The 19418-nt window shown below is 64.4% G+C and carries 16 protein-coding genes and 1 tRNA gene; 6 read left to right on the top strand and 11 right to left on the bottom strand.

Going from position 1 to position 19418, the window contains the following annotated elements:
* Nucleotides 1-107: 107 nt before the first annotated feature.
* From CWS39_RS23310 to CWS39_RS23300, 3 genes are read right to left on the bottom strand one after another with little or no spacing between them, the layout of a single operon-like run.
* Nucleotides 108-3053, bottom strand: coding sequence for a type I restriction endonuclease subunit R (locus tag CWS39_RS23310; RefSeq protein WP_102145271.1), 2946 nt, complete (start codon nucleotides 3051-3053; stop codon nucleotides 108-110).
* The gene (locus tag CWS39_RS23305) at nucleotides 3050-4288 is read right to left on the bottom strand and encodes a restriction endonuclease subunit S (protein WP_102145270.1); all 1239 of its coding nucleotides are present in this window, start codon (nucleotides 4286-4288) and stop codon (nucleotides 3050-3052) included. Before CWS39_RS23305 ends, CWS39_RS23310 begins: the two co-directional genes overlap by 4 nt.
* Nucleotides 4285-6117 carry an N-6 DNA methylase gene (locus CWS39_RS23300; protein WP_102145269.1) on the bottom strand — a complete coding sequence of 611 codons (1833 nt, stop codon included), beginning with the start codon at nucleotides 6115-6117 and terminating at the stop codon, nucleotides 4285-4287. The genes CWS39_RS23305 and CWS39_RS23300 overlap by 4 nt, the downstream gene beginning before the upstream one ends.
* A 566-nt stretch (nucleotides 6118-6683) precedes the next feature.
* Between CWS39_RS23300 and CWS39_RS23295 the strand changes: the two genes are divergently transcribed.
* Nucleotides 6684-6851: a hypothetical protein gene (locus tag CWS39_RS23295; RefSeq protein WP_157123578.1), complete on the top strand. Its 168-nt coding sequence runs from the start codon at nucleotides 6684-6686 to the stop codon at nucleotides 6849-6851.
* A gap of 5 nt (nucleotides 6852-6856) precedes the next feature.
* Here the strand turns inward: CWS39_RS23295 and CWS39_RS23290 are convergent, their stop codons facing one another.
* The 6 genes from CWS39_RS23290 to CWS39_RS23265 form a co-directional block, all read right to left on the bottom strand.
* On the bottom strand, nucleotides 6857-8026 hold the full coding sequence (locus CWS39_RS23290) for a hypothetical protein (protein WP_069395828.1): 1170 nt from the start codon (nucleotides 8024-8026) through the stop codon (nucleotides 6857-6859).
* 35 nt (nucleotides 8027-8061) lie between these two features.
* The gene (locus CWS39_RS23285) at nucleotides 8062-8586 is read right to left on the bottom strand and encodes a hypothetical protein (RefSeq protein ID WP_233213646.1); all 525 of its coding nucleotides are present in this window, start codon (nucleotides 8584-8586) and stop codon (nucleotides 8062-8064) included.
* Between the two features lie 164 nt (nucleotides 8587-8750).
* Nucleotides 8751-9236 carry a hypothetical protein gene (locus CWS39_RS23280; RefSeq protein ID WP_069395829.1) on the bottom strand — a complete coding sequence of 162 codons (486 nt, stop codon included), beginning with the start codon at nucleotides 9234-9236 and terminating at the stop codon, nucleotides 8751-8753.
* Nucleotides 9237-9460: 224 nt separating this feature from the next.
* Nucleotides 9461-10057 carry a PIN domain-containing protein gene (locus CWS39_RS23275; protein WP_069395830.1) on the bottom strand — a complete coding sequence of 199 codons (597 nt, stop codon included), beginning with the start codon at nucleotides 10055-10057 and terminating at the stop codon, nucleotides 9461-9463.
* A gap of 31 nt (nucleotides 10058-10088) precedes the next feature.
* Complete coding sequence (locus CWS39_RS23270; RefSeq protein ID WP_069395831.1) at nucleotides 10089-10592, bottom strand: helix-turn-helix domain-containing protein; 504 nt, start codon at nucleotides 10590-10592, stop codon at nucleotides 10089-10091.
* Between the two features lie 87 nt (nucleotides 10593-10679).
* Nucleotides 10680-12152: a rolling circle replication-associated protein gene (locus CWS39_RS23265; RefSeq protein ID WP_085076478.1), complete on the bottom strand. Its 1473-nt coding sequence runs from the start codon at nucleotides 12150-12152 to the stop codon at nucleotides 10680-10682.
* Nucleotides 12153-12326: 174 nt separating this feature from the next.
* Between CWS39_RS23265 and CWS39_RS28950 the strand changes: the two genes are divergently transcribed.
* Nucleotides 12327-12391, top strand: a tRNA-Phe gene (locus CWS39_RS28950).
* A gap of 8 nt (nucleotides 12392-12399) precedes the next feature.
* On the opposite strand, the gene CWS39_RS23260 is transcribed toward CWS39_RS28950, so the two are convergent.
* On the bottom strand, nucleotides 12400-15018 hold the full coding sequence (locus CWS39_RS23260; protein WP_102145267.1) for a LuxR family transcriptional regulator: 2619 nt from the start codon (nucleotides 15016-15018) through the stop codon (nucleotides 12400-12402).
* Nucleotides 15019-15098: 80 nt separating this feature from the next.
* On the opposite strand from CWS39_RS23260, the gene CWS39_RS23255 reads away from it, so the two are divergent.
* The 4 genes from CWS39_RS23255 to CWS39_RS23240 all read left to right on the top strand — a co-directional run bounded on the left by CWS39_RS23255 (nucleotide 15099) and on the right by CWS39_RS23240 (nucleotide 18965).
* Nucleotides 15099-15701, top strand: coding sequence for a TetR/AcrR family transcriptional regulator (locus CWS39_RS23255; RefSeq protein ID WP_233213645.1), 603 nt, complete (start codon nucleotides 15099-15101; stop codon nucleotides 15699-15701).
* 134 nt (nucleotides 15702-15835) lie between these two features.
* Nucleotides 15836-17194, top strand: a complete 1359-nt coding sequence (locus tag CWS39_RS23250; RefSeq protein ID WP_102145265.1) for a cytochrome P450 — start codon at nucleotides 15836-15838, stop codon at nucleotides 17192-17194.
* Nucleotides 17191-18093: an alpha/beta fold hydrolase gene (locus tag CWS39_RS23245; protein WP_102145264.1), complete on the top strand. Its 903-nt coding sequence runs from the start codon at nucleotides 17191-17193 to the stop codon at nucleotides 18091-18093. The genes CWS39_RS23250 and CWS39_RS23245 overlap by 4 nt, the downstream gene beginning before the upstream one ends.
* Nucleotides 18090-18965, top strand: coding sequence for an SDR family NAD(P)-dependent oxidoreductase (locus CWS39_RS23240; protein WP_102145263.1), 876 nt, complete (start codon nucleotides 18090-18092; stop codon nucleotides 18963-18965). The genes CWS39_RS23245 and CWS39_RS23240 overlap by 4 nt, the downstream gene beginning before the upstream one ends.
* Here the strand turns inward: CWS39_RS23240 and CWS39_RS23235 are convergent.
* On the bottom strand, nucleotides 18907-19395 hold the full coding sequence (locus tag CWS39_RS23235; RefSeq protein ID WP_102145262.1) for a DUF2834 domain-containing protein: 489 nt from the start codon (nucleotides 19393-19395) through the stop codon (nucleotides 18907-18909). The two genes, CWS39_RS23240 and CWS39_RS23235, sit on opposite strands and share 59 nt — an antisense overlap.
* Nucleotides 19396-19418 lie beyond the last annotated feature (23 nt).

Below are 19418 nucleotides of genomic sequence, written 5' to 3'. Positions count from 1 at the left end.
CCCAGGTTGGCAGAGAGGGGAAGGATTTACTCGAATTTTGGTCGCCCACGCCATGGCCTTGCGGGTGAGCGCTTGGTCGGCGGTCAGCGTCATCTTTGGCCTGGCCATCAGACCTTCTCCAAAACGTTCATGACGTTGTCGATGATCTCGGTGCAGGACTTTGCGGGGACCTGACTATCCAACAGGGGTTTGTATAGCCCACTACGCAGGCGGCGTCGTTCGTCTGGGTTTTGCCGCCAGTGCGGGAACTGATCCACCGCCACCTCGATGCTGACCGCGATCCTCCGGATGTCGATGTTCAGCCCACTCAACGAATGTTGCGTACTCAGTGCCGAGTAGATGCCGAAGGCGCGATCCGACAGCCCGCTCTGCTTAGCGAACTCACGCAGCCTGTCCGTCTCCTCCGCGATGGCTTTCAGCTCATCTAGTGCGGCAAGGCCGTTGACCTTTCGCTCTTCGAGATTTTCGATGACACGGTCGGCCTTTTCTTTGATGCTCTGGAGCGCCACCGCGGCTGCCGGGTTGTCTTCCATCTCCTTGCGTAAGCCACGCAACAGGTTGTAGACCTTCTCCTCGGGTGGTCCGTCGTCCCTACCCAGTGCCTCCAGCGTTGGGACGTCGAACGTGGCAACCTTGGTGAACCTACCCAGACCTTCCTGAGTTGCCGTCTCCTCGATCAGGCGCTTGGTCTTGTGCTCCAGATCGGCAGTGAAGGTGGTCGCCTCGGAGTAGGCGTTTCGCACGGCCGCGTATAGAACAGATAGGCGCTTGTACGTCGCGATGTGGTCGCGCAACTCCGCTGAGGGCGAGAGTATTTCCCACAACGCCTCGATGTCGCGGTAGTCGTCGAAAAACTTCTTGCGCTCGTCCTCCGATACGAACTTGCCGTAAACGATGCCTTCTAACTGCTCGTCATCGCCTTGGCCGCTTGTGACCTGCAGGTACTCGGTGGAAGCAGCGTCGATCTTCAGCAGCAGATCTGCCATCAGCACATCGAGGTCTTGCAGGGCGCCTTCCACATCGGCGGAATCGAACCGCAGCGCCTTGTGAAGTTCTTTCAAGATGCCAACGAAGTCTACGACGAGACCCACCTTCTTCTGCACACCCTCGCTGTCAACATACGGTCGGTTCACGCGTGCGAGCGCCTGGAGGAGGACGTGGTCACGCATCGGCTTATCGAGATACATCGCGTACAAGATCGGCGCGTCGTAGCCGGTGAGCAACTTGTCAGTGACGATAAGGATCTTGGGCTGTTGATGGGCCTTCTTGAACTGCCGGCGCACCTCTTTCTCGCGGTCATCGGAAAGCTGGAGCTCATGTACGTGGGGACGGTCGACGACATCGCTCGCATTCTTGCTGTAGACCACCTCGGACCACTCGGGCGGTAGCAGCTTGTCGAGCGCGCGCTTATACTTCGCACACGTCTCACGGTCGACCGCGACGAGAAAGGCCTTGTACCCCAGCGGATCTACGTTCTCATTGAAGTGGTTCGCGACGAACTCAGCCACCTGCGCCACGCGGCTGTCAGAGCCGAGGAAGGTGCGCAGTCCGACTGCTCGCTGCAGTACCTTGTTGAGTTCATCGATGTCAGTGACGGCCTCGTCGGATGCAAGGGCGTAGAACTGCTCGTCTAAATCCTCTGGCGCCATGGACATGGACGACGGCGCAAGCATGTACTTGATCGGCAGAGTGGTCTCGTCCTCGATCGACTCAATGATCGAGTACTTGTGCAGGTAGCCCATTTCGTCCTGTGATCCGAAGATCTGGAACGAACTTGTGCCACCGCCTTGTGTCCCGCCGACCGGGGTGCCCGTAAAGCCGATGATGGTGGAGTTTGGGACCGCCGCCATGAGGTATGAGCCGAGGTCAGCAGCGACTGACCGGTGAGCCTCGTCGATAAAGACAAAGACGTTGTCGCGGTTGGAGCTGTCCTTCCGGATTGTCTCGAACTTGTGGATCATCGAGACGACCAGGCCACGGAAGTCGGAATCGAAGATGTCTTGCAGGTCATCCTTGCTGTTGGCACGCCGAACCGGGATGTCGTTGGCCTGCATCTCGCCGAGCAGTCTGTCGACCCACTCCTTGAGCTGGCCCTCCAGCTCGGTGCGGTCAACGACGAGGATGACGGTTGCGTTCTTGAAGCGGTCCTTCTGGCTGAGGATCAACTGCGCCGCCGTTAGCAACGTGAAGGTCTTGCCGGAGCCTTGTGTGTGCCAGATCAACCCCCGGTTCTTCGCCTGGTCGGCGCACCGCTCGACCACCGCATCGACTGCACCTCGCTGGTGCTCGCGAAGGACCGATTTCTTCGTTTCACCGTCTTCGACATAGAAGAGCACCCACTCGCGCAAAGTGCGCAGGAAATCACGCGGCTCGAAGAACGCCTGTACGGCATCGCGGTAGGACTCGTCGTTCGTGTGCTTCCACCTAAAGAGCATGCGGCGGTTGATGTTCCACGTGACGCCGTACCAGTAGTCGATCAGGTGGGTCTCGTTGTGGAGCTGCGCCTGAGCCAAGAGTTCTGGCGTCTCCATCTCGTAACGTCGAAGCTGGGTCACGGCTTTGGTAAGTCCGTCGCGGTCCTTCGGGTTTTTGTGCTCGACGATGGTGACTGGGATGCCGTTGACGAGGAACATGACGTCAGCGCGGTTGCCCTTTGCCCGGGCCGGCGGCTCGATTTTCCACTCCCACGTGACGTGCAGGGCGTTCTCGTGGGGTAGATCGAAGTCGACAACCTGAACCGGGCGCTGGCGCTGTTCGTTCTCGTCGTGCCATTGACGTTCGCCTCGGAGCCAACGCAACACCTCTCGGTTGCCGTCGATCGTGGCGGGCAGAGCTTCAATGCTCTCGACGATCGCGCGGGCCTGGTCCTCGGTAAGCCACGGGTTGAACTGCAGCAGCTTGTTCTCCAGCACCTCGGGGAACAGCATGTTGGCCCGACCGCGACGCATGCGTTCGGCTTCCTCTGGTGTGAGTTGTTCCCAGCCGACGGCTGAGGCGTGCTTCACCATCGGGAACTGCACCGACTTGGCCTCGGAGATCTTGATCTGGCTCATGCTGCACTCCCGTCGCTGGCTGGCAGCGCGCTCAGGTCGAGGTCGTAGACCGAGATCTCGCCGGTCATGAGCTTGTGCAGCAACGACTTAAAGAGCTGGTCAAGAACCGCACGCTTGCGACGATGCAGGTCGGTCTTTAAGTCGAGAGCGTCGAGTATGTCGACGATTTCCTGCTGCTCGTCAATGGTTGGCGGCACCGCGATTCCGATCTTGCGCACAATGTCGAGGTTGAGGTTCTGCTGCTGTCCGCCGTGGGCTAGCAAGCGAATCGCTTCATAGTGCGACGTTAGGTAGTGGTAGAGGTACCGCGGCGCGACCTCATCATCCATCGGGGTCATCGCAGCGCACGCCTGATTGCAGGAAGCTTCGACGCCAAGAATCCCGACCTTCCCGCGGGTGACGCCTTGCCCGTACATGGCCATCAGGAGCGTGCCAGGGCGGAGTAGCTTCGCAGCCGATTCATTCAGCCCAGCCTGGGTGATGTGTTCCTCGGTCTCGGTGATCACCGAGTAGTTCACCTCGGTCGTCTTGACCCATGGGATCGTGCCCCCCGACCAGTACGCAGCGTTACTTCGAGAGGGTGTTCCACCTGAGACGACCGAGAAGTGTTCGTCGATAGCCGCTACACCCCAACTCTCGGGTACCGGACCAACCTCTGTTTCCCTTTGCGCCTCCCCGCGTAGACCCCGCGAGAACAACTGCTGCATTGCAGCCCGCTTCAAAGAGGAAGCACTACGGATGCCCTGTTCTGTTGCCATGCTCAGGTCGAACAAGCTCCACAGGAGCTTCGCGATGGATGCTTGCTCTGATCGGTCGTGGGCTGGCAACTCGAACGTCCTGATGTGCGCCCAAGAAGTTCGGGGGTGTTGGGCTCCGGTTACACCTTGCATAGCGAACTCAACGAAAGCGGGTGAGTGAACAACACATGCGAGGTACTCCGGGCTCACGCCCAACTTGGGTCGGAGGACTAACAACTCGGTAGTGGCAACTCCAGCGCGATCCGCGAGCACCGCCTTGTCGAGGTATGGCCGTAGCTTTCCGTAGAGCACATCACCCGGCTCGAACGCGGCCTTTTGGCTCTTGGCATCACTCGCTTTCCCGAAGCCGATCGCTCGAAGGCGACCAGGTTCAAGGTGTTCTAAGCCGAGGTAAGGGGACTCCGGCGTCGTCGCCGGATCGACCTGGAGACTGACCAAGTCGCAGAGATCACTGAGGAGGGCGGCTGACTCGGTCATGCGAGCTTCCTCAAACTCGCGAGTGCACTCTGCAGTTGCCCCTCAAGATCCGCTTCTGCATTCATGCACTGCTCGAACTCAGTCAGCAAATCAACGAGGTCGCCTGTGTCATCGGTGCCGACAGCGGAAACCCACCGACTGGGGCTCAGGTTGTAATCCGCTTCGGCGATCTGCGCGAGGTCGACGACCGCAACCTCCCCCTCGGCAGGATCGCCGGCGTTGTAGAGCTTCGCGAGCTCAACGACGTCGTCCTCGGCGAGGTGGTTCTTGGGTTTGCCCTTGGTGAACCGCTTGCTCGCATTGAGCAGGGTGATCTTGCCCTTCTTAGACTCGGGCTTGCGCTTGTTGAGCACCACGATGACGCCAGCGGCCGTCGTGTTGTAGAAGAGGTTTTCGGGCAACAGGATGACGCCCTCGACGAGGTCGCGGTCGACAAACCACTTGCGGATGTTGCGTTCCTTGTCTTCGTTCTTCGAGCCCGAGCCACGAGTTACGGCACCGGTGTCGAGGACGACCGCCGCGCGGCCGGTGTCCTTGAGCACCGACAGCGTCTGCTGGAGCCAGGCCCAGTCACCCTTGCCTGACGTTGCGCCACCGTGCTTGATGAACCGGTCGTACGGGTCGTCCTCGAAAATGCTCGGGTCAAAAGGCTGGTTCCACATCGGATTAGCGACGACAAGATCGAACTGGTCGAGCGATCCCGATGACGTGCGGAACTTGGGATTGATCATGGTGTCGCCGCGGCGCAGGTCGACGTCCATGTCGTGGATGATGGCGTTCATCCGGGCGACGGCGTAACTCTCGGCCTGGAGCTCTTGGCCAAACAGCTTGAGCGGAACCTTCGCGGTCGGGTCCAGCTCACGTGCGATGAGCTGGAGCTTGATGAGCAGGCCGGCGGAACCGCAAGCGTAGTCATGGCAGGTCTGTCCTGGCGTCGGCCTCAGGATGCGCGCCATGAGGAAACCGACCTCGGTTGGAGTAAAGAACTCGCCCGCACTCTGGCCCGAGCCTTCTGCGAACTTCCGGAGGAGATATTCGTATGCGCGGCCAAGGAAGTCGGGCTGCACGTCGGCGAGGCCCAGGCGATAACGCGGGTCGGAAAAGGTCTCGACGACGCCATTGAGCTTGGCGGGGTTGATATCCCGCTCACCGTTGCGCTCGGCCGCGAAGTCCACGACGTCGATGACTCCGGCGAGACTCGGGTTGAATCGGACGACGGCTCGTACTGCCTTGGTGAGGTGCTCACCGATGTCGCGTGGTCGTGTCGACCGACCGCGCTCGTCGTCAGGCCAGTCGTACTGCGCGCGTCCGCTGATGACGGCCCAACGCGCCTCGGCCGGGAGATAGAAGCGGAGCAGGTCGTGGTCGTTGTCCGCGATCTCCAGGGCGACGTCACGGTCGCCGTACTCCTCGGCGAGTCGGTCGATCTCGTCGTCAAAGACATCGGAAAGGCGCTTAAGGAATAGCAGCGGCAGCAGGTAGTCCTTGAACTTCGGCGCGTCCTTCTCGCCTCGGATCGAGCAAGCGGCGTCCCACAGCATCTGCTCCATTGGCTTTGTGGTCGGAGTCGCTGGCTTAGCTTGGCGGCCACGGCGGCGGGTGACTACTGCTCCACCGGCGAGCGGGGCATCGCTGGCATCGACGCCAGCATCCTCGGCCAGAGCGTTGATCTTGGCGAGTTGGGCTCTCTGTGGCTTGCTGGAACCGGCTTCCCACCTGTTCACCGTGGCGAAGGAGACACCGAGCCGCTCGGCCAACTCGGCCTGCGTGAGATCGAGCGCAGCACGGATGGCCTGAAGGAGCGCCGGAGTGGTCGCTGATTTCGTCATGTATGTTATGTTTGCATAGTGATATGACAAAGGTCCAGCAGTATCTCCAGCTGTGAGCCGCTGACCGTGTCAGATCGCAGTCGTGGCCGACCCCGAGATGTGCCATCGATCGGGCAGCAGGGGGGTGAAAGTGGGAATGGCCGACACACTGTATTCGGCGGCGGTTCGCACATGAAGGTATGAGGGACACATCCGTGTCTCTCGTACCTCAAGAATCAGGAGAGCGACGTCATGGCGATCTGCGGATACTGTGACCATCCCGGCTACCACGCCCAGTTCATCCCGCCGGGAGCCGAGCCATCGCAGCGGTGTGGTGACTGCACGCGCTGTCGGCAGGAACTGGACCAGCGGGCGGAACGGCGCCGGTAGCTGAACGGCTGAACCCGGGAGTGGTCGATCCGGTCCCGGGTTAGCCTCAGCCGACCATGGCGCGGACCCGCCTCCGCGTCGTGCAGGTGCTGCCGCTAGGAACGACGCTCTGCACCCAGGTACGTACCGTCCGCCACATGAATGAGAACAAGACGAACCGCGCCCCTTCCCACCGCCCTGCGCCAGCGCAGGAACACATGCCAGACCTCATGACGGTGTTCCCCAACGTTGACAAGGACGTCCGCGCACTCGTGTACACGCTGGCGTCAGTGCTCGCCTCCCACTTCGACGAGGCGCGCCGGCTCGGGTGCACGGACCTGCTGCTGGTGACCACGAACGTCGTCACCCGCCGCGTGGGCAGGTAGCGCCGTCACACCCGCGACGACCAGTTTGGCGAGAACGGGAGCAGCTTCCGGGTGGACGTGCTGATGATCCGCTTGTCCTGCTGCCGTACCGGCAGAGCGATCTGGCGTGGCTGGGGGCCATCATCGTCGGCTCCAGAGCTCCATTCGCTTTCGTCTGGCAGGCCCGGTCCCGATAAGTGCATGTCGACACCGTTGAATCGGCCGTCGACGTCCTTCTTAACCAACTCGTGCGTCAGGGTCCGGACGTGGGCTCCCTTCGCTGCTATGGGGCCGTCGATGGCGTTGCGCACCGCCTGAGCCGGCACGAGCGAGACTTCGCCCGCCTGACCGGTGTAGCGCCGCCGGGCAACGTTCCAGAGCGACGACACAGCTTGCTGGATCAGAAACGCGGTCTCGATGTCCTGGTCTGGCAAGGTGTGCGTCAGCGACACCCACCACTCGGTCCCGCCCTTAACGTCGGGTTTCTGAGGTCTATGCAGGTACGCGAATTGCGAACCCGCCACAAGCAGCACTGGGTCGCCGCCCGGCGGCGTGAACGCCATCTGCGTGCTCTCGTCGGTGTGCACCACGGTGAGACCATGCTTGGCGGAGTTGTACAGAAATGACTCGGACAGGACCGTGTCGGCAGCGGTCTCCAGGAGCAGCTGCCACGCAGCGGTCGTGTCTTCGAACTCATCGGCCTCCACGTTGAGGCCCGCGTCGGCCGGGTTCGTGCCCCCGAGGAACACCTGGGCCACGTCATCGCGGTCGAACCCGGATCGCAGAGCTGTGCTGACCTTCGTCTTGAACTCGGCGAAGCTGACCGACGCCGCCATTCCCAGCCACGGGCAGTCCTGCTTGTCGACGTGCGCGAAGAACAGCCGCAGCAGCATCTCGCAGGCGTGGTGCAGGACCAGGACGCACTCGGTACGCATGTAGCGGTCGCGGGCCTCCTTCGATGGGACCGGCGCACCGGCGCGTCGAGAAACGCCGATAATCCGCTCCGACTCGTACGCGGGCGCCAGGGCATCGGCCGGCGCCAGCATCAAGGTGACGGCCTCGATCTTGGTCAGCAGGTATTCGCTCGGGTCGTCCTCGTAAAAGGTCGCGTTGAGTTCGGAGAATAGCTCGGGCGCCAGCCGCGGCCGGGCCGGCTTCGCCGGCTTCGGCTTGCGGGATGGGTTACGCCGGGTCATCGACAAAGCGTACGGCGGGCTACCGACAGAGCGACCTACTCGTCCACAAGCACTGGTTCCGGTTGTTCCTCGAACCGGCGGCGCCAGAGGTCGCCAACCTCGTCTGCGAACTGGATGTCTGCCCGTACCTCGCCGGGCTCGGCGAGGTATAGCACGCCCGCGAACTGGCCGGCGGGAATTACACGCGGAAACCGATCGATCATCTGCTGCTGCACATGTCGAAGAAGCGCCGACATCTGCGGTGAATCCACCAGGTAGTTGGACATCATGGGACCGTAGGAACCGAGTCGCCCAAGCTGTGGGATCTGGCCGCCGAACCCCATCCCCTGCGGGAGTCCCGAGTACATCCCCTGGGCGCGTTGCCCGATGGCGTCGAGTCCGCCGCTCAGGCTCTCGGTCAGAATCTCTCGGGCGAGTTCGCGGACAGAGATGCTGTCTTTCGCCGGCCCGCACCTGCCGGCGGAGCGCGCTCCGGTTTCGTCGACGAGGTACACGTCAGCCTCGAGATCAGTGATGGGTCCCGAGGTGCCGTCATGCACCGTGACCTTCCAGAGGTTCATCTTGACCGGCACCCTCTCGGCCGACACGGTGACCGCGCGGATCCGGCCGCCGCTGTTACCGGCCGCGGTTGTTGCCCCGATCGTGACGTTGGTGATGTTGTCGCGGCCGACGTTGACGTTTCGCTGGGTCGAGGTAAAGGTTTGCGCGGAAGCAAGCTCGCTTGCTACTGCTCCCGCGCCACCGGAGGGTGGGGCGGCTCCTGAGGGCTGCGCGCCGACACACCGCTGATTCGCAACGAGCCGTCCGCGACAATGTCCTCGGCGTCGACGCCGCTGCCGCCCTCGACTGCGACGTCCGTGACTTCGATGTCACCACCGATTGAGGCGCGGCGGAGACGCACGCCCACGGTGGCGGGAACGCCGGGTTCCTGCTCCTCGATCAAGGTCAGCAGGGTCTGAGCCAGCTGGCGCAGCTCCGAGTCATCGTTGGCGCCGGCCGCGGCGAGCTTCTTGGCCAGCAGGGCCCGCCGCAGTTCTTCCTCCGGTTCCTGTTCGAGGCAACTGACCTCGGCGGCCACGGAGCCGTACTTGCTCGTGAGCCAGTTCCGTAGTGCTGTGTATGCGTCGCCGATTGCCTTCTTGGTCGTCGCGCGGGCGCCTTCAGACGCTCCTATCGCGACCGCTGCAGCGATCAATGTGACGGGGTCCATCTGCAACCTCCGAACTTCATAGGCCCGCACTCTGCTGTGGACCCTGAGCTTGAATCTAGCCGGAGACACCGACAGGACTCGGCCAAGATTCCGGTCGCTCAGCAGTGGTCGCCCGAACGTCAGTGCTCCGGCCGATGATGCGCAACACGCTGCAAATGTCCGAGCTCCCGTCGCTCCGTTTCCTCCTGTGCGTTCAACGCCAGTTCCCGGGCCTGCTCCGCTGGTTAGCCCGGTCGCGCATCTCCCACCAGCAGCGGCAGCAGGATCTCGGCGACCTCGGCCATCTTGTGCCGTGTCACCAGCAGGTCGAGGATCTGTTCCACGGTCTGTGGCGGGTTGGTACGACGATTCGACATCTCTCGCAAGGCACGCACTCCTGCGTGCGGGTGCGCTGAGACGGTGTTGGCGGCGAACTGATGTGGATACACGGTCTCGATGCCGGCTTCCACGAGAACGCTCGCTGTCCTGAACCCTGCGCGTTGATCGTCGGTGACGATGGCGTCGGCCTTGCCGATGATCGCCGCGTGGGCGACGTGGCCGTCATCGGCGTCGTTGAGGCCGTAGCTGTACTCGCGGTCTTTGGGGGCCTGAACCTCTGAGCCCGGAAACGCCTGCTTCAGCTGGTCGAAAAGGTGCAGTCGGCGCGTGACGCTGTCAGCGATTCCGCGCTTGTCGTGCAGGCCGGCGAGTACGTAGTCCAGCTCGAAGAGAATCCCCGACCCCCACACGGGCGCGTACGCCTCCTCGGTGGCCAGCTGTAGCAGGAAGTCACGCTGAAGACTCGGCACGAGGGCGCAGGTGTCGAGGACAGCGCGATACACAGGGGCGAGTCTTTCAGACCCCGTCGGTAGGTCAACGCTTGCGTTTCGCCTCGGCGAGCAACTCGGCGACCTCGTCGGCGTCGGCATCCGCGAACTCCGCTGAGCTCTCGGTGATGAACCGGTTGCGCCGGGCGCGAAGCTCCTCGCGGTAGGCAAGGACATCGGCAAGCCGGAGCTTGCGCCGGACCGCGCCGGGCACATGCGCGTGCAACTCGCCGTCCTCGATGAGGCGAATCACCGTCGGGCGGCTCAGGCCGAGGAGCTCGGCGGCCTGCTGGGTGGAGATTTCCTGGTCGCGAGTCAGGATACTGATCGACTGGCCACGGCTGAGGGCGTGGACGACACGCTTGAGGATCTCGTGAAGCTGCTCGGTCAGTTCGACACGGTCGTGTTCGCCCGCGCCGGACAGGAAGAAGACACGCTCAGGAGAGGTCCCGTGACGAGCCTCGTGCGCCTCGATGAAGCTGAGAACATTGGCAAGCTCCTCGGCATCGGCCGGAATCGGGCTGACGACCTCCGCGGCAGCGCTGCCCATGGATCTCACTTCCTTTCATCCCACCTTCGTAGCTCGACCTAGCGTAGCATAGTTACGAAAGTTACGAAAGACTCGTGAGGCGTCGGCCTATGCGCCGTCGGCCAGCAACGCCGCGGCAACCTGAGATGCGAACGCTGGGCCGTCATTAACAAGGGCGTAGCCACCGGCGAATCCACCTTGGTCGCACAGCGATCTTCGGCGTCGGACATTTCGGTGGCGGACCTTGCCGGTCGTGCTGTCGAAGCGGACGGCGACGCGCTGGGCCGTCCGCGGCAGTACTGCGGTGGGAAATCGACCTGTGACGTCGCCATAGACGGCTTGCGACCGCGACCACCGCCGGATGACCCGGCGCGCTTTCAGGTACGCATCCTGGGCGATTTCCACGACAGCGGTAGCCCGTTGTAGTCCGTGGACACCCCAGAAGCGGCCGGGTCCGTGGCCCGGCTTGCGCCAGGCATCGGGAACGATGTGCTGATATTCCTTGTCGCCCTGCGTGTTTGGCGACGAGTGCTTAGTGAAGTAGATCGCCAGCCGTTTGGGATCACAGGCTCGTAATCCGTTGAGGACGTCGACTGCGGTGCCGGCCAGCAGGTGGCGAGCCCGCTGCACGGGATCTGGATGGGCAACGATGTCCGCCCATTCCTGTGACAGCCACTCCCAGAATCGGCGCCCCGATCGCCCGGATACTTGTGGCGGAGCCATCCATAGGTGGATATGCGGCGCACCGCGGCGTTGAAATTCTAGCTTCCAGATGTAGCGGGCGGGTTCGCCCCATTCGCGTTGGAATCGTTTGCGCCACAGCACCATGTGCCGTTTCACGCTCGCACCGTCGGGGGCGACGGATTCCCAGTCGCCCGGGTAGGTCAGGGTCACCATTGCTGGCACACGACCGCTCTCCACCAGTGGTGTGTAGTCGAGCTCGGCGAAGGTGCGGCACATCGCGGCACGCGACTTCCGGGACCATTCGGTAATCACCCGGCGGGGCGGCTCAACGTGATCAGGGTCCGATTTGATCCGGTCCTTCTCGATCGCCACGTCGAGCCGGTGCCGATCAACTGCCCGCTCGGCGCACTTTTCCGCGCGGACCGGATTCGTCCACGACAGCCGAACGACACCAGGTCCAATCGTGATCCGGAATCGGCCTGATTCCGGTTCCTCGCCAAGGCGCCCACGCCCGTGCGCCCACGGCGGGGCCTGCTCGAACAGTGATGCCGCCGAGGCGACCAGCTCCGGGCGCGGGAACCGCAGCCCGAGCGCATCACAGGCCCACCGCCACTCTTCGCCGTCAACGCCACCGGCGACCGGGCCGCGGACACTTTTGGCACATATAACAAGCCCGTTGATCCCAGCCGGAACACGGTCTACGCCGCTCCCGCCATCCGACCGACCGCTGCCGCTCTCGCGCCCTGCGGCCTTGGCGGCCTCGGGCGCTCGCGGTCTCCCGGCGTCCGCGGCTCCGGCCGTGTCCCGGCTGGCCGTTCGGGTTGAGTTGCGCCAAGGAGTGGGTCGCTCCGCGGTCGTGCTTTTCCGGTGCGAGGTCGAGCGTGCGATGCTGGGCATCGGGTACCTGCTCCCCGAGAGCCCACGGCGCGCATCACTGAGTGAACGGGCTGCCGTGGGTCCCCTGTCAGGAGTGCAAGTACCGTGTCCGGTTCATGTCCGATCGTCGGCGCAGCCGAATACGTCGGCCCTGCTCTATGCGTTGCATACAGCGCATAGAAGTACATAAACCGCAGGTCAGTGCCTATTCTGTCCGCCTGAAAAGCGGAAGGTCGCCGGTTCGATCCCGGCCCTGGCCACACAAGTGTTATTGCGCCCACCGGCCTGCGCGGATGATCTTCGCCAACTCCTCGCGAGAGCTCGCGCCCACCTTCAGGCACGACCGATATACGTGTCCCTCGACGCTGCGCACCGACATGAACAATCGCTCGGCGATTTCGCGGTTGGTCAGCCCGGCAACCACGAACTCGACGATCTCGCGTTGCCGGTCGGTCAACGGCTGGTCGGCCGGATTGCGCAACGCGGGCGTGCACAGGCCCCCGCATGCGGCGGCGAGTTCACGCGCCACCGCCGCGGCGTACAGGCCGCGCTTGCGCCGTCCGCTGCTGGTGAATGCGACCCCGGCCTGCGCGGCGGCGTCGGCGGCGGTGGCCAGATCCCCGATCTCCTTGTAGGCGCCCGACACATCGAGCAACCCTTCGGCATCGTTCGCGCACAGCGATTCCGCATGCTGGGCAACGGCTTTGGCGATCGGCAGCGAGAGCATATCCGCGAGTTCGCGTGCCCGCGAAGCGCCCGAGGTGTCGCCCCACTGGGTCGCCGCCTGGATGCAGGCCAGCTCATGCGTCGGCTGCCCCCGGTCGCGGGCATCGTGGGCGGCGTCGTTGACCACCGCAATGGCGTCGCTGAGGGCACCGCCGGCGGCCAAGGTCCACCCGGTCGCCACCGAAAGGGCGGTCTGCATGTAGACGTAATCCTTGGGCACGCACCGGCGTGCCTCTTCGAGTGCGTCGTTCGCCGCTTCCGGTTCGCCGAGCTTGGCGTGTGCCTCGGCCAGCGCGAAACAACTCGCAGGATGCAAACCCGTTGTGACGCCGTGCTGTTCGACACCCGCGAGCGCCTCATGCAGATATGTCACCGCGGAGCGCAGCGAGCCGGATGCCAGCTCGGAGTGGCCGAGCAGATATGCGAGATTGGCGTACGCGACGCCCGGAACATCGCGCACCGACTCCGCCAGTTGCTTGGCCACCGTCACGCATTCGTCGATGCGGCCGGTCAGCCGGCACGCCCGGGCGTAGACGGCGCCGAACCAGAACCGCATCTGCGACGACTGGAACGACGTGGTGGCACGGTCGAGCGCCTGCCAGGCGACGGTGGTCATATCGTCGACCCGGCCCAGCGCGCCGAGCGCCATCATCAACGCGATGGACGCCAGCATCGCATGATGGTCCGACAATGTCTCCGAAGCCATTGCCGCCCTGGCCTTTTCCTCGGCCGCCTCGCAACGGCCCAGCACCGCATCGGCGCACGCCTCCACTGCCAGCCGCGCATTGCGCTCGGTGTCGGATTCGGGTGAGGCCGCTAACTCGTCAAGGATCGCCACCGCCTCGAGTGGCCGGCCCAGCATCCAGATCAGGTTGGCCGCACGCACCGTCGACCAGTAGTGGCTGTCTTCCCTTCCCTCCGTGCTGATCTCGCGCAGAGTTTCCTCGGCCTGCTCGCCGCGGCCGACGAGGACCATCGACATCGCCCGCATCGGTCCCGCCTCGGCCGCACCGCAATCCGCCGCCGCCACAGCGAATCTGTCGGCGACGTCGGGATCCAACAGTGTCATGGCGTGTTGCGCCGCTTCGAGATACAGGTCGGGGTCAGGATCGAGATCCGATTCCAAGTGCAGCAGCGCCCGTCGCACTGTGGCCTGCATGTCGCCGTCGGGTTCCTGGGCGAGGCGTTGCGCCAGCTTGCCTCGCAGATTCGACAGATACATCTCGCCTGCGGTCGCGCGACGCAATTCGCCGTAGAGCGGGTGCGCCAGCCGCGCGAGCAGCTTTGTGCCGCTGCGTTCGACGGTCACCAGACGCATCTGCTCTGCGACCTCGAGATCGCGGCGGCGCACCAGATCGCACAGCACGTCCACCCGCAGCGGCTCGCATTGCGACAGCATGTCGACCACCTGCGCCAGCTCCGGCGTGAGCTGACCCAACTGGCGACCGACCATATCGCTGATGCTTTGCGACACCACGACATCGCCGTCCCACATCCATACCCCGGCCACCCGCCGGATCCGGCCGGCTGCGACCTGATCCTTCAACAGCTGTAACACATACAGCGCGTTCCCGCCCGTCAGCCGCCAGAACCGTTGCGCGCTACGGCCATCCATCGGCCCGCCCAGCGTCGACTCGATCAGCGCGCGGGTTGCCTCGGCCGAAAACGGTTCGAGATCCAGCCGATCGAGCAGGCCGTCTTTCCACAGTGCAGTCACCGCATCGGGCTCAGTTCCACCGGACCGCAGCGTGACGATCAGCCGCACGCCACGGGCCTGTGCCAGTTGGTGAATGACGTGCGCCGACAAGCCGTCGAGCAGGTGCGCGTCGTCCACCCCGATCACCATGCGCCCCGAACCTGGTTGTGGGACAAACGAATCGATCAGCCGGCGCACGTTCGGCAGTGATTTCGACATGGCCGCGTTGATCACACCGGTGAATGCGCCCAATGGAAGCGGCCGTGCGGATTCGGTGCCGACCACCCACGTCGTACGATCACCGGCCGCCGCGGCCCGCGACAGCGCCTCCCGGGCGAGACGGGTCTTGCCCACGCCCGCGGGCCCGACGATCACCACACCGGAGTACTTGCCGGTGCTGCTGAGTGCGCGACGGATGGCCGCGAGTTCGCAGTCGCGGCCGGTCAGCGGATCTCCGCTGGTCACCGGCCGAATATAACGCGTGTGAAGAACGCACAACGGGTGATTCACACAGTACGATGGCACTCCGAAATGAAGGTTGTTTCGTGAGGACGGCGAAATCGGCGGAGCCCGATAGCGATAAGGGCAAGTTCCGCCAGCGGCTGCTCGCTGCACTCGAGGAGTCGATCGCCGAGGACGGTTATCAGAAAACGACCGTCGCCGACATCGTCCGACGAGCACGCACTTCCCGCCGGACGTTCTACGAGCACTTCGACAGCAGGGAGGCGTGTTTCGTCGCGCTCCTCACCGAAGCGAATGCCGAACAGGTGAAACAGATTGCTGCAGCCGTCGATGGCAACGCGCCTTGGCGTAGCCAGGTGCGGCAGGCCATCGAGGCGTGGATCTCGTCGGGGGAATCGCACCCGTCGCTGATGTTGAGCTGGATCCGCGACGTGCCGTCGCTTGGTACGCCGGCCCGCCAGTTGCAGCGGGACGTGATGGAGAACTTCATCGCGATGGTCCAGGCGCTGTCCGGCGTCGCCGACTTTCGCGACGGCGCGGGTCCGGTGTCGCGGCAACGCATCATCATGCTGCTCGGAGGGCTGCGCGAGCTGACCGCGATCACCGTCGAGAACGGTGGACGCATGAGCGATATCACCGACGAAGCCGTCGACGCGTCGATCGCGCTGTTGGAGCCACGCCGCTGACCCGTCCATAGCGGTGCTCACCGGAGCAGGCGCAGTGCAGTTTGCTGGTGAACGTGGAAACGAGGGGCTTGCGCCGCTTCGGTACCAGGGCGTACCGTAGCCGGTACATCGCGGTACCGGCGGAAGGCGGCGATATGGCGGAGGCGACGACGGAGCCCGTTCGGCTCCCGCCCGGCCCGAAGATCCCGAAGGCGCTCGTGGGGATCGCCTTCCTCACGGCGCGACACCGCGCGGTCAGGGCGATCGGTAAGCGCTATGACGGGACCTTCACCGTGAACCTGCCGATCTTCGGCGAGGCGGTCGTCATCAGTGACCGGGACCTGATCAAGGACCTGTTCACCACCAGCGGCGACCTGCTCGGCCGTGCCACCAATCTCGGCACCGTCCTCGGGCCGGGGTCGACCTTCAGCCTCGACGGCGACGAGCACCGCGCCCGCCGCAAGTTGCTGGTCCCGCCGTTCCACGGCAAGCGGATGGCCGGCTATGAGGCCATCGTCGAGGACGAGGTGCTCCGCGAGATCGCCGGCTGGCCTGAGGGGCAGGAATTCGAAACCCTGCAGCCGATGATGCGAATCACGCTCAACGCGATTCTGCGCACGGTGTTCGGCGCGCAGGGCGGCGCGTTGGACGAGCTGCGCGAACTGCTGCCGCCGATGGTGCCGCTGGCATCCCGGATGGCGGTGCTGCCGACGTTCCTTCGCCGCGACCTCGGCCCGTGGAGTCCGTGGGGGCGGGTGCAGCGCTCCCGGCGACGCTATGACGAGATCATCGCGTCGCTGATCGCCGAAGCCCGCACCGATCCGGCGTTCGCGGAGCGCAACGACGTCCTGGCACTCATGCTGCAGGCCCGATACGACGACGGATCGCCCATCTCCGACGGCCACGTCGCCGACGAACTGCTCACCCTGCTGGCGGCCGGTCACGAGACCACGGCCACGACGTTGGCGTGGGCGATCGAGCGATTGCGGCGCCACCCCCGGCTGCTGTCACGACTGACCGAAGAAGTCGACGCCGGCGGATCGGAACTGCTGCAGGCCACCATCTGGGAGGTGCAGCGGACCCGGCCCGTCGTCGAGGCGACCAGCCGCGTAGCCCGTGAGCGAATACGACTGGGGGAGTGGGTGATTCCCAAAGGCCACGCGATCATCGCGAGCATCACCATGTCGCATCTGTCCGAACGCAATTTCGCCGATGCGACAGCGTTCAATCCGGACCGCTTCCTCGGCGCCACCCCCGATACGCACACCTGGATCCCGTACGGCGGAGGCATCCGCCGCTGCATCGGCGCCGCCTTCGCCAACATGGAGATGAACGTCACGCTGCGCACGCTGCTGCGCGAATTCGAGTTCGGCACAACGTATTCACCGGGCGAGCGACGCCACTCCCGCGGAATCGCGACTGCTCCGGCACGCGGCGGCCGCGCCGTGGTGTACCGACGAAAGGACAAGTCCGTCATGCAAACCCCAAGCGACGCCCAGCGAGTCTCGGCGTGACACCGCAGCAGAAGGTTGTCGACGTCGGCCGCGGTATCCGGTTGTGCTACGAGCAGTTCGGCGATCCGGTCGACCCGCCGATCGTGCTGATCGCCGGTCTCGGGCAGCAGCTGCACAGTTGGCCGATCGGCTTCGTGACCGCCCTGGCCGAACGCGGATATCACGTCATTAGGTTTGACAACCGCGACGTCGGACGGTCGACCCACCTGAGCTTCCCGCCGCCTAACCCGTTGGCAATTCTTCGCGGCGGCAGCCATCCTCGCCAGTACCACCTCGGTGACATGGCCCGCGACACCGTGGGCCTGCTCGATGCGCTCGGGTATCGCGACGCGCATCTGGTCGGGATTTCGATGGGCGGCATGATCGCCCAGACGGTGACCGCGCACCACCCGGGACGGGTGCGGTCGCTGACCTCGATCATGTCCAATACGGGTGCGCCGCGTATCGGCCGGCCGGCGCTGTCGACATGGTTGCGCATGGCGACGCGGCGACCACCACGCACCCGCGCCGACGCGGTCGAGCAAGCCGTGCGGATGTTCAAGCACATTGGCTCCCACGGGTTTCCGTTCGACGAGGCCTGGATCCGTGAGAAGGCCGGCACCGACTGGGATCGCGACCCCACCTCCGACGGCGTGGCTCGGCAGCTGGCGGCGATCTTCGCGTCGGGTGATCGCACCCGTGAACTGGGCCACATCGACGTGCCCACGCTGGTGATCCATGGCGACCGCGACAAGATGGTTCATCCGAGCGGAGGCGCCGCCACCGCCCGCGCCATCCCGGGCGCGCGGCTGCAGATCATCACCGGGATGGGCCATGACCTGCCGGCCGGTGCGTGGGGACGTCTCATCGATGCGATCACCGAACACACCAGCCTGGCGAAACTCGAGGAGCAGCTGTGAGCAAAAGAACCATCAGCGGTCGCACCGTGGTGATCACGGGCGCCGCATCCGGCATCGGCCGCGCTCTGGCGCAACGGCTTTCGGCGCACAGCTGCCCGGTGGCCATCGCTGACGTCGACGAGCGCGGACTGAAGGAAACCGAGGTCAGCCTGCACGGCCCGGCACTCGCCAAGGTGCTCGATGTTCGCGACGCCGACGCGCAGCACGCATTCGCCGCTGAGGTGCGGGAGTGGGCGCCGCAACCGATCGGTGCGGTATTCAACAACGCGGGCGTCGCTGTTGCGTCCAGTGTGCTCGACGCGGTTCCCGAAGACGACAACTGGTTGTGGGACATCAATTTCCACGGTGTGGTCAACGGAACCAGGGCGTTTCTGCCGATCCTCGTCGAGCAGGACGAGGGCGCCATCGTCAACACCTCGAGCGTCTTCGGTCTGGCCGGCATGCCCAATCAGAGTGCTTACTGCTCGGCGAAGTTCGCCGTCCGCGGGTTCACCGACTCGCTGCGGCAAGAGCTTCGCGGCACGGGAGTCACGGCGATCAACGTCCACCCCGGCGGCATCGACACCAACATCGTGCGCAATGCCCGCTTCCGCAAGGATCCGGAGGGCCGCGGCCGCACCCACGAGCAGATGGTCCAGGAGTTCGCGGCGATCACCTTGACCAAGCCGGACAAGGCCGCCGCGATCATCCATCGCGGTGTCGAGCAGGGCAAGGCCCGTATTCTCGTCGGGCCCGACGCCTATGTGTTCGACATTCTCACGAGACTCACGCCGACGCACTACTACGACGTGATGAGCCGCTTCGAAGCGTGGCTCAGGCGGCGGGGGCCGGCACCGTCGCGTGCTGGTGCCGACGCTGGCGCTCGACGGTAGCGAGGTAGAACGCCCACGCGAACGCGGAGCTGGCGAACAAGATGAACCCGCAGTACAGCCATGCGTGTTTGATGCCGCGCCGCCGGCCGTCGACCACTGCGAACACCGGGAAGATCAGCAGGCTCATGATCGTGTAGTCCTGGCTCGCCGAACTCGCGGCCGGGTTGTCATAGCCCAGCGCAATGAACTCCGCCCAGCTGCCTGGCCCCCAGATCGGATTGTGTCCGCCCGCCGGTGCGTACTCGGCGACGAACTGGTGGTTGAAGTAGTAGCCCAGCACGACCGACGCGATGCCGACGACGTAATAGAAGAGCTCGAGCTTGGTCACCTGCCGACCCGATGTGTAGCGCGCGAAGATGGCCGGATTGGCCTTGACGATGAGGGCCAGCGTGGCGATTCCCAGGACCAGATGGATGATCAGCGAAACCATGAGCCGGAGTCTTCCATCCCCGA

Origin of the sequence: Mycobacterium hubeiense, from assembly GCF_002838065.1 — a bacterium.
GTDB lineage: Bacteria > Actinomycetota > Actinomycetes > Mycobacteriales > Mycobacteriaceae > Mycobacterium > Mycobacterium hubeiense.
This window is presented reverse-complemented; position numbering and strand designations above follow the sequence as displayed.

Coding starts and splice junctions, on each gene's coding strand:
- CWS39_RS23265 (WP_085076478.1), bottom strand. CDS start 12,152: ATGCCCAGCATCGCACGCTCGACCTCGCACCGGAAAAGCACGACCGCG.
- CWS39_RS23310 (WP_102145271.1), bottom strand. CDS start 3,053: ATGAGCCAGATCAAGATCTCCGAGGCCAAGTCGGTGCAGTTCCCGATG.
- CWS39_RS23300 (WP_102145269.1), bottom strand. CDS start 6,117: ATGACGAAATCAGCGACCACTCCGGCGCTCCTTCAGGCCATCCGTGCT.
- CWS39_RS23295 (WP_157123578.1), top strand. CDS start 6,684: ATGCCAGACCTCATGACGGTGTTCCCCAACGTTGACAAGGACGTCCGC.
- CWS39_RS23285 (WP_233213646.1), bottom strand. CDS start 8,586: ATGAACCTCTGGAAGGTCACGGTGCATGACGGCACCTCGGGACCCATC.
- CWS39_RS23305 (WP_102145270.1), bottom strand. CDS start 4,288: ATGACCGAGTCAGCCGCCCTCCTCAGTGATCTCTGCGACTTGGTCAGT.
- CWS39_RS23235 (WP_102145262.1), bottom strand. CDS start 19,395: ATGGTTTCGCTGATCATCCATCTGGTCCTGGGAATCGCCACGCTGGCC.
- CWS39_RS23290 (WP_069395828.1), bottom strand. CDS start 8,026: ATGACCCGGCGTAACCCATCCCGCAAGCCGAAGCCGGCGAAGCCGGCC.
- CWS39_RS23250 (WP_102145265.1), top strand. CDS start 15,836: ATGGCGGAGGCGACGACGGAGCCCGTTCGGCTCCCGCCCGGCCCGAAG.
- CWS39_RS23270 (WP_069395831.1), bottom strand. CDS start 10,592: ATGGGCAGCGCTGCCGCGGAGGTCGTCAGCCCGATTCCGGCCGATGCC.
- CWS39_RS23280 (WP_069395829.1), bottom strand. CDS start 9,236: ATGGACCCCGTCACATTGATCGCTGCAGCGGTCGCGATAGGAGCGTCT.